A 15,114-nucleotide genomic window follows, 5' to 3' on the forward strand; every position below is an offset into this window, starting at 1 on the left:
CTGCCCACGGTGCCGGCGGCATGCGGATTTGTAAGCCATGTCGTAAACTGCCCGGCGTGAGCGCCGAAGCCGACAACCCCCGCCCCGTCAAGCTGGCACCCAGCATCCTGTCCTGCGACTTCGCCCATCTGGCCGATGAACTGCAGGCCATCGCCGGGGCCGACTGGGCGCACGTGGACGTGATGGACGGGGCCTTCGTGCCCAACATCAGTTTTGGGCTGCCGATCCTGGCCGCGGCGCGGCGGGCCAGCAATCTGCTGCTGGACGTCCACCTGATGATCGAGCGCCCCGAACGCTACCTGAAGGACTTTGTCGCCGCGGGGGCCGACAGCCTGACCGTTCATGTGGAGTCCACCCCACATGTCCACCGCGCCGTGCAGCAGATTAGGGAGCTGGGCAAACGCGCGGGCGTGACCCTCAACCCCGGCACGCCCCTGGAGGCGGTGCGTCCCCTGCTGGCGGACGTGGATGTGGTGCTGGTCATGAGCGTCAACCCCGGTTTCGGCGGTCAGAAATTCATTCCCGCCAGCCTGGAGCGGATCCGCACGCTGCGCCGCTGGCTGGATGAGCTGGGCAGCGCCGCCGAGTTGCAGGTGGACGGCGGGGTGTCCAGCACCAACGCCCGCGCGGTGGTCAGCGCCGGGGCCAGCGTGCTGGTGGCGGGCAGCGCCGTGTTCGGCAAGGATGGCGCGCGGGCGGGCCTGGAACGCCTGCGGGAAGCGCTGAAGTGAAGGGGGCGCGCGCATGAAATTGCGCGTCGATCTGCTGCCGCACGGGAATTACCCGGACGTGGTCCTGGTCATTGATGCTCTGCGCGCCACCACCACGGCGGTGGCGTATCTGGAACGCGGCGCGCAGGCGCTGCTGCTGACCCGCACGCCGGAGGTGGCCCTGGATCTGCGCGGTACCCAGAATGACCTCGTGCTGGCCGGGGAGCGGGGCGGCCTGCCCCTCCCCGGTTTCGACTTCGGCAACAGCCCGGCAGAGGCTGGAACGCAGAACTTCGCGGGCAGGACAGTGGTCATGAACACCACCAACGGCACCGGGGCGGCCCATATCGCCGCCCAGAGCGGCAAGCATGTGCTGCTGGCCGCCCTGACCAATGCCCACGCCGCCGCCCGCCGCGCCCGCGCCCTGGCCACAGAGGGCATTGCGATCGTCTGCGCCGGAACCGACGGGCGGGTGGGGCTGGAAGACGTGTACACCGCCGGCGTGCTGGCCGAGTATCTGCTGGCGATGGGGGATTTCGTGCTGGACGACGGTGCCCGGATTGCCCTGACCGTCAGGCGAGGGGCTGGCGATCCGGCTGAAGCCCTGGCGGGCAGCGATCACGGCGTGCATCTGACCGGTCTTGGGCTGGGTGAGGACGTGGGCCTCGCGGCGGGCCTGAGCACCAGCACGGTGGTGCCCACGCTGGTACGGGGAGAGGATATCCCTGAAGGAACGCTTAAATTCGTCGCAGGCTAGGATGTTCGCCAATCCTCGCCTCGGCACCATGTACTCTGCGCCATGACCAAAAAAGTCGTCCTGAGCCTGGCGGGCCTGACCCTGCTGGGTTCCGCCCTGGCCGCCACGTACACGAACGCCGAGAACGGCTTTGCCGTAACGCCGCCGTCCGGCTGGAAACAGGTGAGTTTTCCGGGCGCGGCAGTGGTCTTCGCCGACAAACCGGTGGGGAACTTCGCACCCAACGTGAATGTGGTTGTGCAGCCGGTGCCACCAGGCATGACCCTGGCGCAATATCACGCGCTGAGTCTGGACCAGATCAAGAAATTGATCACCGACAGCAAGATCATCCGCACGCGGGCCACCACACTGGGCGGCGCGAAAGCCAATGAGACCATCTACACCGGGCGGCAGGGCGTGTACACCCTGTATTTCATCGCGACCTACGCCGTCACGGGCGGCAAAGCCTATCTGGTGACGGCCACCACCCAGGGCAACCAGGCCCAGCTGACCCCGGTCAACGCCGCCTTCGTGAAAAGCTTCAAAATTTTGCGTTGAGGAAGGCGGTTTGCCGGACCCCGGTTCGGTAGACTCGGGCCATGACCGTGACCGACTCTCGCAGTGCTGATTTCCAGCTTCCTGACGTTACCCCAACCGGCAGCATCGACTGGGCCGCCATCCCCAGCCCGGCCTTCGTGCTCGACGAGTCGCGGCTGAGGCGCAATCTGGCGCTCATCTCGCACGTCCAGCAGGCGAGTGGGGCGCGAATCATCGTGGCCTTCAAGGGCTTCTCGATGTGGAGCACTTTTGGATTGCTGCGCGAGTACGGCATTACCGGGGCCACCGCCAGTAGCCTGAACGAGGCGAGGCTCGCCCGCGAGGAGATGCGGGGCGACGTTCACGTCTATGCCCCGGCCTACAGCGACGAGGAATTCGGGCAGATTCTGGAGCTGGCAGATCATCTGGTCTTCAACTCGTTCTCGCAGTGGGAACGCTTCAAACCGCAGGTGGAGGCCGCCCGCGCCGGGGGGCGTGAGATTCACGTCGGCATTCGGATCAACCCCGAGTACGCCGAGGTCGAGACTGACCTGTACAACCCCGCCGGGCCGTTCTCGCGCCTGGGCGTGACCCGCCGCGAGTTCCGGGAAGACCTGCTTGAAGGTGTGGACGGACTGCACTTTCATACCCTGTGCGAGAAGGACAGCGACACGCTGGAGCGCACATTGGAAGTCGTCGAGCGCAATTTCGGCGAATTCCTGCCCCACATGAAGTGGGTCAACTTTGGCGGCGGCCACCTGATGACCCGCGAGGGCTACGACACCCTGCGCCTGATCCGGGTGGTGCGTGCCTTCCGCGAGCGGTGGGACGTGGACGTGATCCTGGAACCGGGCAGCGCCTTCGGCTGGCAGACCGGCTGGCTGGTCAGCCGCGTGCTGGACGTGGTGCACAACGTCAAGGACGCCGCCCTGCTGGACGTGTCGGTCAGTGCCCACATGCCCGATGTGCTGGAAATGCCGTACCGCCCCCGTATCCTGGGCGCGGGCGATCCTCCTGAACACGAACACCGCGAGGCCAACGACTACGGCGGCGGCTACCCCTACCTGATCGGCGGCACGACCTGCCTGGCCGGAGACGTGGTGGGCGAGTACGTCTTTGATCACCCTCTCAAGATCGGTGATCGGGTGATTTTCGACGACATGATCCACTACACGATGGTCAAGACTACCTTCTTCAACGGCGTCAAGCACCCTGATATCGGCATCCTGCACATGGACGGCAGCTACGAGCGGGTCAAGACGTTCGGCTACGAGGAGTTCAAGGCCAAGCTGAGCTGAGGGACACGCCACTTCGTCCCATGGCGCCGCAGTGGCCTGGAAGGACCAACATGAATGACACAGATAGAAGGCATCTGACGCGCTGTGTCGAGCTGGCCGAGACCGCGCTTCAATGTGGAAACGACCCCTTCGGCTCACTGATCGTCTCAGGGGCGGGCGAGGTTCTGTTCGAGGACCAGAACCGCACAGCGGGCGGTGACGCCACCCAGCACCCGGAGTTCGCCATTGCCCGCTGGGCTGCCGCCCATCTCTCGCCTCAGGAATGGGTGCGGGCCACGGTCTACACTTCCGGCGAGCACTGCGCGATGTGTTCCGCCGCCCACGGCTGGGTCGGACTGGGACGCATCGTGTACGCAAGTTCGTCCAGACAGCTGACCCAGTGGATGGATGAACTGGGCATGCCTGCTGGGCCAGTCAAGCCGCTCGCCATTGGCGACGTGCTGCGCGACTCCAATGTCGAGGGCCCCGAGCCGTCCCTGAGCGGGCGCATCCGCGAACTGCACGAACGAAACGTCCGCAGGCAGGCTGGAAAGTAATCTGCCGACATCCCAGACAGCCGAAGCCCCCGCACTCACCACGGAGTTGGGGGCTTCGGCCTGTTGATTGTTGAATTTATGGGGAAGAGTCGGAAGGGAAGTTGCGCCTCGGGCAGATCATTTGCCCGTCGGGAGCGCGCCGATTAAGACCCTGCCTCCGGTGAGGCGGGAAAAAAAGTGCCAGCCATGGGGTCACAAACTGGGTGTCCAGTCATGTCCGGCGCAGTGAGGTCAGCTGGAGGGATGACTTACTTGCGGTAGATCCGGGTGGCGCCGTTCACGGTGCGAATGCTCCCACCCTCGAAATCGGCGGCCCAGGCCCCGTTCAGCAGGTACTGGTCACGGGTGGGAAAGCCCAGAAAGCTGCCGCTGCCGCCCAGACCCTGGTAGGCCTTGAGCACCGGGCCGGTCAGCCAGAAGGTGCCGTATTTCTGCGAGTCGTACAGCGCGCCGTTCTGGAAGAAGCCGTACAGGCCAGTGGTGCCGTAACGGTTCTGGGGAATGATCTTTTCATCTCCGGCCGCCCAGCCCAGACGGCTGGGGGGCCGGGTTGCGCCGTTCTCGGCCTGTGCCAGCGCCAAGTAGCGGTCCAGCAGACGGCCATGCACCGAGTACGAGCGGCTGCTGCCGTTGGCGTGCAACAACGCCGCGTCGCCATAGGCTGCTACGCCGTTGAATTTCTGCCACCAGCCGTCGCCCCACGGCACGGCGTAGGTGGTGGCTTGGCCCAACGATTCAGTCCCCTTCAAACGGGCGTAGGCGTCCACCATCGCGCCGTCGAAAGAGCCGTCCTGGCGCTCGCCCGGTTGAATTTGCGTCACGGGCGTGGGCTGCCGAGGGGTCTGCGCCACGCTGCCCACCCGGAAGAAGGCCGTGTCGGTCACCCAAGCGTTGTCAGGCAGCGGATTGACCACGATGCTCAGCGCCTGGGCCAGCCCATCCTGGCCCTGCACGTTGACGGTGGCGAACTGCTGCTGGCCCTCAAAGGTGGCGATATCATTCAGGCTCAGTTCGGTGGTGCTGACCACCGCCAGCAACTTGTCCTGTCCGTTGGGGCCGCCGACACTCAGGCTGTACTTCGCGCCGTTGCCTGGAAAGACCCGCGTGCCTGCCGGAACATAATTGCTGTCCTCATAGGCGTTTGGAAAGAAGAGGTCGATGTTGCCGTCCGCGTTGACGTTGAACAGGTATAGGTAGGCGTCCGCACTGGTCTTGACCCCCACGCTGATGCGTTCACCGATCCCGTAAACAGGGTTGCCCGTGCCGCTGGCATCACGATTCGTCCAGACCTGCACGTTCAGTTCCGGCTGCGTCGGATTGACGATGATGCTCTGGGCGCTGATCCTGGGGGCCGCCAGGGCAGGGACGGTCAGACCCAGCAGGACGGTCAGGCTGGAGATACGCTTGAGGTTGGACATGTCGGGCCTCCTGGTTATTTAGAGTGGAAGAGTGCTGCTCGGCTTGGATGCGCGCAAGGTACGGGCTGAACCTGACGAGGCACTGATAGGCCGCAAGCATTAATTCCAGTCAGAAAACAGGAGGGGGAATGGGCAGGAAGGCGGCCGCTGTCCACCGCCCTCTGCTCCAGCCCGTCGATCTGCCGATCCGGACGGTGAAGAATCCGCTCGCGCTGTGCCCTTACCCGGCGATCCGCAGGGCCACCCACAGCAGTAGCGGCGCAAGCAGCAGCGCCGGCAGCATGCTACCCACCCTGACGCGCCGGTCCTCCAGGCCCAGGCCCGCCAGCATCAGGTTCCAGCTGATCCCCACGATGCTCAGACCGCCCGCCCCAGTCAACACCAGGATGTAAGGATTGGTCTTGAGGGTCTCAGGATCCGCGCCGCCCAGCAGCGTGGAGGCCAAACCCCCCGCGGCCAGACTGATTCCGCCCTGCACGATCAGCACGGTCACAGCGCTGAAGCCCACACCCAGGCCGTAGGCGCCCGCCAGCGCCAATGCCGAGATGCCGTCCAGCGTGCTTTTCAGAATGTAACTGCTGCTGTCTCCGGTCAGGCCGTTCTGCAATCCACCCACGAAGGTCAGTGGCCCCACGCAGAACAGCAGACTGGCGGCCACGAAGCCCTCGGTAAAGCGGCCCTCGCCCTTGAAGCGCGTCCGCAGTCGTTCGCCCAGACGGTTCAGCGCTTCCTCAATGCCCAGCGCCTCACCGATCACCACTCCCGCTGCCAAGCTGATCAACGCCACAATCACCCCTGGAATGCTGCCTGCCGAGACCCGGTTCAGGTTCGCCGCCATGTCCAGACCGATAAACACCGTGACCAGACTGAGGGTCTGGAGCAGCGCCTGCTGCGTGCGCGCGGGCAGCCGCCCCCCCACCATCAGACCGATGATCGTCCCCAGCAGCACGGTGCCGACATTGACCAGGGTGCCCGACAGTTGCGAGAGAAGGCTCATCGGGACGCAGGGTAGCGCGCGGGCCTGGCCCAGCGGAGGAGAGGCATGGATTGCCGATAGGCACGGAAGTCGAGGCCACGTCCACACAACAAAGCCCCCGCCTCGAACTCACGAGGAGGGGCAAAAGGGCTTAAACTCTTATTCGCTGCGGTAGGTAGGCTTGATCAGCTGTTCGCGACCGCCGAGCTCCAGCAGTTCGCCCACACCCTGACCGCTGACGGTGGGAATGCGGTAAGCGTCCGCCGCCCCGTAATTGACGTTGTAACCCATGTCCTGCAGGCTACCCACGCTCATGCGCGACAGGGGGTTGAAAACGCCGCTGTTCAGGTAGCCGGTCATCAGCTCGGTCTTGAAGGTGCTTTCGCGCCAGTGGCCACCCGCCGTGCCGGAGCCACCCTGATTTTCCACGGGAACGCTGCTCAGGGTGCCCCCCGCAGCACGGTACTCGCGCAGTCCGTTACCCCCCTGATAGGTGGGATTGGTCCCGCCGATGCCGCTGACCAGCCCGAAGCGCTGCCACAGCGTCCCGATGCCCAGCGAGTGTCCCAGCTCATGCACGGCGATGTCGGCGAGCTGGCTGCTGAACTGGTCCAGATCGGCGGTGTCGAAAACCAGCGTGCTGTAGGTGGTCAGGCCGCTCGCGCTGCGGATGCTGCATGGTCCACTCTGGGCCAGGATGCCGCCTGGGCCGTCGATCTCGGTGTTTCCCGTGAAGACCAGCAGGTCGTCGATGGTGCCTCTGTAGGCAGCGTTGCTGCCGCACGATCCGGCACGAATGGTGGCGCGGTAACTGGGCAGGCCCTGCGTAATCACGCCTTCCCACCGGGCGGCGGCCGAACGCATGGCGCTCACCACACTTGAACTGCTGCCCGCCGCAAAATTCAGCGTGATGTTGTAGGGCTCGGTGGCCTGCTCCTGCAGCGGACTGCGCGTGAGCTGAGGATCAATGGGCAGATCGCTGATATTGACCTGAGCCGCCATCGGCGCCGCCGTATCGTTTTGCAGGGCGGGTGCCGCCGCGTTCTGGGGTTGCCCGCACGAGGCCAGGACGGCGCTCAGCGAGAGGGTGGCAAGGGCAAGACCGAGAACTTTCGTAGGCTGAGCCATGGTGGTACCTCCGGGGCAAGCGAATCAGTGCCAAACGGTCACATAGAGGACTGACCCTCCGCGCTGAAAACGCCTGAAAGCTGAAGTCGAACCTGTACTGTTGTTGCCGGTCCCCAAGGTATTTCGTGCGAAATGAGAAATCTGTAAAAGACTTCTCTTGTGGGCTACGGTGTAGGGCGTCAGATCAGATTGTCGCTGTTCACCATGTGCCCAACGACGTTTTCGCACTGATTGGCATATTTTCTTATCTTTTTGCTCATTTTCTACACCCAATGGGGGCTGACCCAGGGTTGACATGGGGTGTGGTACGCTCCGCGCAAGTTGAAACGCACCGAGGCCCATTCCGTCACCGCGCCCCCACTGGGTGACGTGCCGGGTGGCGGCGCTGTTTTGGCCTGGCCTGGGGCTGTTCATGGCCTGAACACTGAAATCAAATCCTGTCTGGGGCTGCCGTGTGGCGGCCCCGCGCTCTTTTTGGGAGGTCCAAGATGACCCTTTCAGACCAGTTTCAAAGCCTGCCCATGCTCCTGAAGGTCAGCCAGGTGGCCGATTTCACTGGCACCCACGAACGCACTGTTCGCCGCTGGATCAGGGATGGCCGTCTAGGCGCCGTCGAACATCCCAATGGTTTACGGGTGCCGCGACGCTCCCTGTGGCGGTTCCTGGGACTGGACATGGCCCTGAGCGCCTGAGCAAACGGGCGGGCAGACCCAAGCTATGCTGGGGCTGCGATGGATCACGCGTCTCCCGCCCTGAGGGCCGCCCTGGAGCGCGGCGAACCTGCACATTTTTTTGGCGAACTGACTCTGGAGGATTCCACCGAGGCGGCGAGGCTGGCCCAGCGACTGGGCCGCCCCCGTCTCGCGGTGTTGTGGGCCAAATCGGAGCCCCTGACGCAGGCTGCGGCGCTGTTGCGACTTGGTGAGCCAGAGCGGGCCCTCGTTGTGCTCCAGCCGCTTCCTGATACAGCCCGTCCCTCCGCCCTGCGCGCCCGCGCCCGTTGGCAGCTTGCGGACTCCCAGGCAGAGGCCACAACGCAACACGCCCTGACCCTGGCCCGTCAGGAGGGCGATGTAGGAGCTGTGATCGCCGCTGCCACCCTGCGCGGCGAGCAGCTCTTGCCCCAGCCCCACGCGGCCCTGCGCGCCCTGGCTGAGGGCCTCAAGGTCACCGAGGCCACCGGGGTGCCCAGCGACGCCCACCTGCTGGCCGTCCTGGCCCACGCGCAGTTGAGGCTGGGCGGCGCCAAGGGCCTGCGAATGGCGGAGAAGGCCCTGGACCACAGCTCGCCGCGTAGCCCGGCCCGCGTGTTGGCGCTGCTGGCGCTGGAGAGGACAGCGGAGGCCATGAGAGAGGCCGCAGACGGCGAGTTGGCGACGGTGTGGTGGCGGGAGTTCGGCTCAGGCGAACCACGCGCCATGCCCGAGCAATCGGCAGGCAGGGAGACGGGCCAGTAATGTCCCCGGGGCAGGGTTGTTCCCGAAGACGTAGAGGTTTCTATAGTGCAAGTGCACGTAAGGTCAGACGCCTGTGAGCAGTTTCAATGCACCGCTTCCCTGGGCTGACGACATGTGGCCCCTCGAACTTCACCACCTGGGCAGTCGAACGCATAATTCCGCCAGAGATTACGCTGCTTCCACATATTCCGCGTCGTTGCCTGTGCAGGAGAACTCTATGCGGAAGCAGCATCGAGAGATCATCCCCGCCAAGGCGAACTGATCGATAGGGCAGCCATAACTCCTGTGCCTAGCGGAGGTAAAAGCTTCCAACTTCCACCTCGAGCATCCTATTGATGCTTCCGTCCATTAGGGTGGTGGCATGAATCTCATCCACCTCCAACGGGCTGGCAACCTCATTCCATGAAGTGACTGTCCTCAATCGGCCACCACATCCAGCCGCGCCAAGCCGCGAATGACAAAGCCACCGGTGTACTGACCTGGCTCGTCGGCGTTAGCCAGGCGCAATCTGGGCAACGCGCGGCATAGCGCCCGCAGACTCAACGCCAGTTCCAACCGGGCCAGCGGCGCACCCAGGCAGTAGTGGATGCCCAGCCCGAAGGTCAGGTGCGGGTTGGGATCGCGGTCCAGCTTCAGGATATCGGGCTGATCGAATTTGCGAGGATCACGGTTGCCACTCGCGTACAGCAGTGAAACGCGGTCTCCCGGCTGGAGAGTTGCGCCGTACAACTCCAGCGGCTCCAGCACGATGCGCTCGAACATCGGGAGCGGTGTGTCAAAACGCAACAACTCCTCGGCGGCGCGGCGGAAGAGCGGGAGACTGTCCTCACGCGGAGCCGCGGCCACCAGCAGGTCCCAGTGTTCCCGTTCCCGCAAGAGCGCCAGCACGCCCGCCGCCAGCCCATTGACGCTGGCCTCGTGCCCGGCATTCAGCAGCAGGATGCAGGTATCGATCAGCTCCTGCTCGCTCAGGCGGTCCCCGGCTTCCTCGGCCTGCACCAGGGCGGTGATCAGATCGTCTTGAGGGCGTAGGCGGCGCTGCTGGCTCAGGTCTCGCAGCAGGGCGCTGAAGTCCAGCACAGCGCGCTCGGCCTCGGCCTGCTGTGACGGCCCCACGCTGGGCTCGTACAGCCTGACGATGGCGGCAGACCAAGGACGCAGCATGGCGCGGGCCTCCGGCGGCACGCCCAGCAGTTCGGCAATGACGGTGACGGGCAGCGGCTCGGCGTAGTCGGCCACCAGATCGAAGGCACCCCGATGTCCCAGTCCACGCAACTGCTCGGCCAGAATCGCCTCGATACGGACCCCCAGGCCCTCCACCCGGCGCGGCGTGAAGGCCAGCCCCACCAGCGAACGCAGCCGGGTGTGCTTGGGCGGTTCACTGTCCAGCAGGTGGTTGCCGTTAAAGGCATCGAAATGGCGCTGCGCAGGATCGGGGGGCGGCCAGCCCAGCTCGTCGCGCGAATAGCGGTGCAGGGCGCTGCGCCCGAAGCGTTTGTCGCGCAGCACCGCGCCAATGTCCGCATGGCGGGTCAGTACCACCCGGTTCATCTCCGGATCGAAGAAGACGGGCTGTTCCTCACGAAGCTGAGCCAGCAGCGGATAGGGATTTTGCACGAAAGCTGGCTCGGTGACCGGCAGACGGACCTGCGGCAGGTTCTGGGGTGACATTACAGGAACTGGTGGCCGTCCAACAGGGCCGTGTCCTTCTCGCCCTCCTGTTCTGGGGGAGCTTCCGTCGGATCGGCCAGTTCCCTGTGAGGCGCCCGGCCCTGGCCCTTGAGGTGCTGACCAGGCAGGCTGGAGACCGGCAGGGGCATGTCCTCGGGCAGCACATGACGGGCCGACAGATCAGAAAAGGAGGTCATCAGGGCGCGGTAACCGCTCAGGAATTGCACGTATTCCTGCCGCGCCCCGGCCAGACGCGAGGTGTACTCGGTATGGCGCTCGTTGAACTCGCGTTCCAGCGCGTTGATGCGCTCGGTCTGCACGCGCTCGCGCTCCAGGAGTAATTGATGGTGATCGCGCTCCAGGTCGGCGAAGCGGGCGTGGAAGGTGGCTTCCAGGGCGGTCATACGCGCTCCATGCTGGGCCTCGAATTCCACGTTGCGGGCCTGCGCCTCGCGCATCAGGCTCTCGCCCTGGGCGTTGGCGTGGGCCACGATCAGTTCGCTTTCCTTCGTGGCGTTCTCGCGCATGTCATGGGCCATCTTCTCAGCGGCCACCACGGCGCGGCGAATCTGGTCCTGGGAGGCTTTAAGCTCCTCCAGTTCACGCTCCAGCCGGGCACGCGTCTCGCGTTCGCGCAACTGCTCGCCCAGCAAGTTCTCCAGTTCGTCGGACACCTGGGCCAGAAAGGTGCGCACGCTGTCGCGCCGGTAGCCACCAAATCTACCCGGAAATTCCTGGTGGCGAATGTCCAGCGGGGTCAGCCTGTTGGAATCCCGGCGGGCGGTGGTCCCGGGCGTCAGTTCAGAAGTCAGGTCTCGCGTCAGGTCAGATCGGGTCAGGTCAGTCATGTAAAGAGGCTCCTTCCCACCCGCACCAGGGTGGCTCCTGCGCGCACGGCCAGGGGGTAGTCGCTGCTCATGCCCATGCTCAGTTCCGGCAGCCCCAGATCGTGGGCCCGCCGCGCCGTGTCGGTGAAGAGCCGCAGAATACGGCTTTCGGCCTCGGTCTGCTCCACGGGCGCGCCGAAGTCCGGGGCCATGACCATCAGGCCGCGCACGGTCAGCCCGGTCTCACGCACACTTGCCAGCGTCGCCGCAAGTTCGTCCGCCGGAATCCCGTGCTTCTGCTCCTCGCCGTTGTGCAGTTGCAGCAACAGGTCCGGCGCGTGGCCCCACTTCTGGGCGGCCTCAGCGATGGCCTCGGCCTGCCAGGTGGCCTCAATGGCGTGCACCAGCGTGACCGGGCGCAGGTACTTGATCTTGTTGCGCTGCAGCGCACCGATGTAGTGCCACTCCCAGTCAGGTCTGTCGGCCGCCTTGTCGCGCAGTTCCTGGGCGCGGCCCTCACCCAGCGGGTACGTGCCGTGGGCCAGCACATGCTTCTCAATACTTCCCAGATCCTGCCCCTTGGTCACGGCCACCAGTTTCGCGCTGCCTGCCTCACGCCCGGCTTCCTGCTCCAGCGCCCGCAGGTGGGCGACGACTTCGGGCAGGCTCATCGCTCAGGCCTGGGAACATGGACCAGGGCTTCAGGCAGCATCGGGCCAGCTTCCCCAGAATGCCTCACTCCGATTTGCCCTTCCTGAAGGAACAGCAGAGCGTTTCGTGGCTTTCCCTGCGTCGCCTTGATGGAAGGAATGGCAGAAGCCGCGAGCGTGGCCGCAGGCGCAAATTCCCCATCGTTGGGAGAGATTTTCCGTCCCAATCCCGGAGAAGCGCCAGACACCGGTGCGGGAGGGGCCAGTTGGGTGGGAGACATCCTGGCATTCTCCCCCACTCCGGCAGGCGGCTCAAGAGCATGGCGTGCGTACCACGCGCCACAGGCTATTTTCACCGTGACGCACCCGATCTTCACCCTTCTCAGGGGGCTAGCGGCAAGTGTGGACACAGTGATCGCCCCATCCGGCCCCCACCGCCCTGTCCTGCCCGCGCCCCGCTGCGGGCTTTTGTGCGGTCAGGGCGAGTTCAGAGATGTGCGAAACTAGGAGAAGAATGCGACACCCCCTTACGCTCGCCGTGACCGTCGTTCTGGCTGTGCCCGCCGTGGCCCAGGCCCAGACCGCTGGCACCGTTCAAGACATCACCGTGGCCGGAACCAGCGATCTGCTGGCGAATTTCCTCAAGGCCACCCTCAGCGTCCAGCCGGGCGCGCCCCTGTCCAGTGTCAATCTGCGCGCCATCGAGCAGGAAGTGGTGGCCACCGGGTACTTCAAGAGCGCCGTGGCCGAACTGAGCACCGTGGCTGGCAAGGACACCCTGAAGGTCACCGTGGTTCCCAACCCCACCATCACGGCGGTGGAAGCCAGCGGCCTGACCTTCCTCGACCCCGAGGCCTTCAAGAAGTCGATCAGCGAGCTGCTGAACATCGCCCCCGGCGCCACACTGAACACCGAGCGCATCGATCAGGCCAAAGAAGCCCTGGCCCAGAACTACCAGGCCGAGGGCTATCCCTTCGCGCCCAGCATCAGCACCCAGACCAAAGCGGGCGCGGACGGCAATGTCACCGTGACCTTCGTTGTGGATGAAACGGCCCCGGTCAAGCGCGTGGAGGTCAGCGGCGTAACCCTGCTGCCCGCCACCACCATCACCAACATCTTCAAGCCGCTGTACGACGCCAAGAAGTTCACGCCGGACCTGTACTACGGCGCGGTGCAGCAGTTGCAGATGGCTTTTGACGACGCCGGATATCTGCAAGCTGGGGTGGACGTGCGCAACAGCACCCTGGTGGACGGCGTGCTGAAGGTGGCCGTGATCGAGGGCAAGGTTGCCGACGTCGACCTGAGCAACCTGGACAACCCCCAGGCCACGTTGCAGACCACCGTCGGGAAACCCGTGACACTGTCCAGCCTGCAGGCCGACGTGCGGACCCTGGCCAACCAGACCGGCAAACCTGTGGGCTTCGCGCTGCAGGCCAACCCCGAGAACCCCGCCGAGGTCACTGTGCTGTTCGGCGCGTCGGACGTGGCCACTGGCCCGGTCAAGACCATCGCCATCACAGGCAACACCCTGGTGCCCGCCGCCACGCTCCAGGCCGCCATCAAGACCAAGGCGGGCGACATCTACAGCCCGCAACTGGCGCAGGACGACTTCCTGGCGCTGCGCGACGTCTACCGCAAGGCAGGGTACGAGATCAGCACCCGCGACGCCGTGACCTTCAACGACGGCGCACTGACCTTCAACATCCGCGAGGTCAAACTGGTGGGTTACGAACTGGCGTGGCAGGGCGAGCACCGCACCAAGGACCGCGTCATTCTGCGCGAATTGCCCGAGCCCGGCAGCGCCTTTAACCGCGAGACCCTCAGCGCCGCGCTGGGCCGCATCAGCCGCCTGGGCTTTGTGAGCGTGACCACCGAATCGGTCCGCAGCGACCCACAGAACCCCGAGAACGTGACCTACGTGCTGGGCATCACCGAGAAGTCCAAGGGCATTCCCGTCAGCCTGGGCCTCACCTACGACAGCTTTGCAGGCGGCTTCAGCGGAGACGCGGCGTATACCAACCCCAACACCTTCGGTCTGGGCCACGCTTTCACGGTGGGCATCGGGGCACAGCAGAACGACGCCGGGCAGAACTTCAGCGGCAACGTCAACTACACCATCCCCTGGCTGGACCTGAATTTCCTGGACTTCCAGAAAAACCGCACCAGCGTGTCCTTCGGCGTGGGCAGCACCGTGAGCGGCAACAACGCGGTGTTTACCCGTCCCAACGAGACGCCTGAGACCACCGGCTCTCCGCCCAACACCGACACCGGCTACGACTACACCGTGCGCAGCACTGGCTTCAGCGTCAACACCGGGCGCAACCTGACCAAGTATCTGTACGCCAACGTGGGGGTGGGGGTCAGTTACAAGACCTATTACCTGGAAGCCCTGAAAGAGGGGGACAAGACCACCGCCGAGATCCCCGGCACGAACGGTCAGCCCAGCAAGACCTACTCGTTCGACGCCACGAAAGCCCAGAGCCTGCTGCCCGAGGCGGGCGTGACCACCCGGATCAGCGGCAGTCTGAACTACGACAGCACCACCAACCCCGAGTTCCCCGACAGCGGCTTCCGGGCCAATCTGGACGCGGGGTACAACTTCGGGCGACAGGGCCAGACGGCGCTGCGCTGGAGCGATGTCGAAGCGGGCGCCAGCACCTATTACGGCTTCGGGCGCACCATCGAGAAGGACCTGGGGCTGCAGACCAAGCAGCAGGTCTTCGCCGTGCGGGCCAACGGGGGCGCCATCCTGAACCAGGCCAGCGCGCCGGGCGGCACTGGTTTCGCTGTCGGCGGGGGCAGCACGCCCCAGGCCTCACGGCAGATTCGCGGCCTGTCCGACGCCTCACTGTTCGGCATCAACTACTTCACCACCAGCGCCGAATACCGCTTCGACTTTGGGCTCAAGGCGGGCATCGCGCAGGGTCTGTACGGCGTGGCTTTCGCAGACGCCGGCAGTGCGTGGGGCACCAAGGAAAATCCCAACTTCAACCTGAAGTACGGTGTCGGAGCGGGCGTACAGCTCAACCTGGGCATCGGGGGTGCGCTGCTGCCCAGCCTGCGCTTCGATTACGGCTACAGCCCCCAAGATGCGGGCGGCAAGTTCTACTTCCGCATCGGCAACTTCTTCTGAGCGGCGACTAGAGAGAGGTCCTGTAGAGAAGAGAGGC

Annotated in this window: 14 protein-coding genes; 8 read left to right on the forward strand and 6 right to left on the reverse strand. The window is 65.0% G+C overall.

The annotated features are described in order from the left end of the window. The first annotated feature begins 56 nt into the window (after positions 1-56). Genes rpe through HNQ08_RS08650 form a run of 5 tightly spaced genes read left to right on the forward strand, consistent with a single transcriptional unit; the run spans position 57 to position 3,817 of the window. Positions 57-731: a ribulose-phosphate 3-epimerase gene (gene rpe / locus HNQ08_RS08630; protein WP_229790043.1), complete on the forward strand. Its 675-nt coding sequence runs from the start codon at positions 57-59 to the stop codon at positions 729-731. Positions 732-744: 13 nt separating this feature from the next. Beyond that, the gene (locus HNQ08_RS08635; RefSeq protein ID WP_184129976.1) at positions 745-1,467 is read left to right on the forward strand and encodes a 2-phosphosulfolactate phosphatase; all 723 of its coding nucleotides are present in this window, start codon (positions 745-747) and stop codon (positions 1,465-1,467) included. 42 nt (positions 1,468-1,509) lie between these two features. Then, the gene (locus tag HNQ08_RS08640; protein ID WP_184129979.1) at positions 1,510-2,004 is read left to right on the forward strand and encodes a PsbP-related protein; all 495 of its coding nucleotides are present in this window, start codon (positions 1,510-1,512) and stop codon (positions 2,002-2,004) included. A 41-nt stretch (positions 2,005-2,045) separates the two neighbouring features. Then, a complete protein-coding gene (gene nspC / locus HNQ08_RS08645; protein WP_184129982.1) occupies positions 2,046-3,281 on the forward strand; it encodes a carboxynorspermidine decarboxylase in 1,236 nt (411 codons plus the stop codon). Between the two features lie 50 nt (positions 3,282-3,331). Further along, on the forward strand, positions 3,332-3,817 hold the full coding sequence (locus tag HNQ08_RS08650) for a nucleoside deaminase (protein WP_184129985.1): 486 nt from the start codon (positions 3,332-3,334) through the stop codon (positions 3,815-3,817). Between the two features lie 248 nt (positions 3,818-4,065). On the opposite strand, the gene HNQ08_RS08655 is transcribed toward HNQ08_RS08650, so the two are convergent. From HNQ08_RS08655 to HNQ08_RS08665, 3 genes are all read right to left on the reverse strand, one after another. After that, positions 4,066-5,235: a DUF4384 domain-containing protein gene (locus tag HNQ08_RS08655; protein WP_184129987.1), complete on the reverse strand. Its 1,170-nt coding sequence runs from the start codon at positions 5,233-5,235 to the stop codon at positions 4,066-4,068. A 220-nt stretch (positions 5,236-5,455) separates the two neighbouring features. Continuing rightward, on the reverse strand, positions 5,456-6,232 hold the full coding sequence (locus HNQ08_RS08660; protein WP_184129989.1) for a DUF554 domain-containing protein: 777 nt from the start codon (positions 6,230-6,232) through the stop codon (positions 5,456-5,458). Positions 6,233-6,370: 138 nt separating this feature from the next. Then, positions 6,371-7,339 (reverse strand): leishmanolysin-related zinc metalloendopeptidase, encoded by a 969-nt coding sequence (locus HNQ08_RS08665; RefSeq protein ID WP_184129991.1) that lies wholly within the window; start codon positions 7,337-7,339, stop codon positions 6,371-6,373. 488 nt (positions 7,340-7,827) lie between these two features. Here HNQ08_RS08665 and HNQ08_RS08670 point away from each other — a divergent pair, with 488 nt between their 5' ends. Together HNQ08_RS08670 and HNQ08_RS08675 are read left to right on the forward strand one after the other, a co-directional pair. Further along, positions 7,828-8,031 carry a helix-turn-helix domain-containing protein gene (locus HNQ08_RS08670; RefSeq protein WP_184129993.1) on the forward strand — a complete coding sequence of 68 codons (204 nt, stop codon included), beginning with the start codon at positions 7,828-7,830 and terminating at the stop codon, positions 8,029-8,031. A 39-nt stretch (positions 8,032-8,070) separates the two neighbouring features. Beyond that, a complete protein-coding gene (locus HNQ08_RS08675) occupies positions 8,071-8,796 on the forward strand; it encodes a hypothetical protein (RefSeq protein WP_184129995.1) in 726 nt (241 codons plus the stop codon). 417 nt (positions 8,797-9,213) lie between these two features. Here the strand turns inward: HNQ08_RS08675 and HNQ08_RS08680 are convergent, their stop codons facing one another. From HNQ08_RS08680 to HNQ08_RS08690, 3 genes are read right to left on the reverse strand one after another with little or no spacing between them, the layout of a single operon-like run. Beyond that, the gene (locus HNQ08_RS08680; protein ID WP_184129997.1) at positions 9,214-10,467 is read right to left on the reverse strand and encodes a cytochrome P450; all 1,254 of its coding nucleotides are present in this window, start codon (positions 10,465-10,467) and stop codon (positions 9,214-9,216) included. Continuing rightward, on the reverse strand, positions 10,467-11,315 hold the full coding sequence (locus HNQ08_RS08685; protein WP_184129999.1) for a DivIVA domain-containing protein: 849 nt from the start codon (positions 11,313-11,315) through the stop codon (positions 10,467-10,469). The genes HNQ08_RS08680 and HNQ08_RS08685 overlap by 1 nt, the downstream gene beginning before the upstream one ends. Next, a complete protein-coding gene (locus tag HNQ08_RS08690) occupies positions 11,312-11,965 on the reverse strand; it encodes a YggS family pyridoxal phosphate-dependent enzyme (RefSeq protein WP_184130002.1) in 654 nt (217 codons plus the stop codon). Before HNQ08_RS08690 ends, HNQ08_RS08685 begins: the two co-directional genes overlap by 4 nt. Before the next feature lie 493 nt (positions 11,966-12,458). Here HNQ08_RS08690 and HNQ08_RS08695 point away from each other — a divergent pair, with 493 nt between their 5' ends. After that, positions 12,459-15,077, forward strand: coding sequence for a BamA/OMP85 family outer membrane protein (locus tag HNQ08_RS08695; RefSeq protein WP_184130005.1), 2,619 nt, complete (start codon positions 12,459-12,461; stop codon positions 15,075-15,077). Positions 15,078-15,114 lie beyond the last annotated feature (37 nt).

Origin of the sequence: Deinococcus humi (genome assembly GCF_014201875.1) — a bacterium.
GTDB lineage: Bacteria > Deinococcota > Deinococci > Deinococcales > Deinococcaceae > Deinococcus > Deinococcus humi.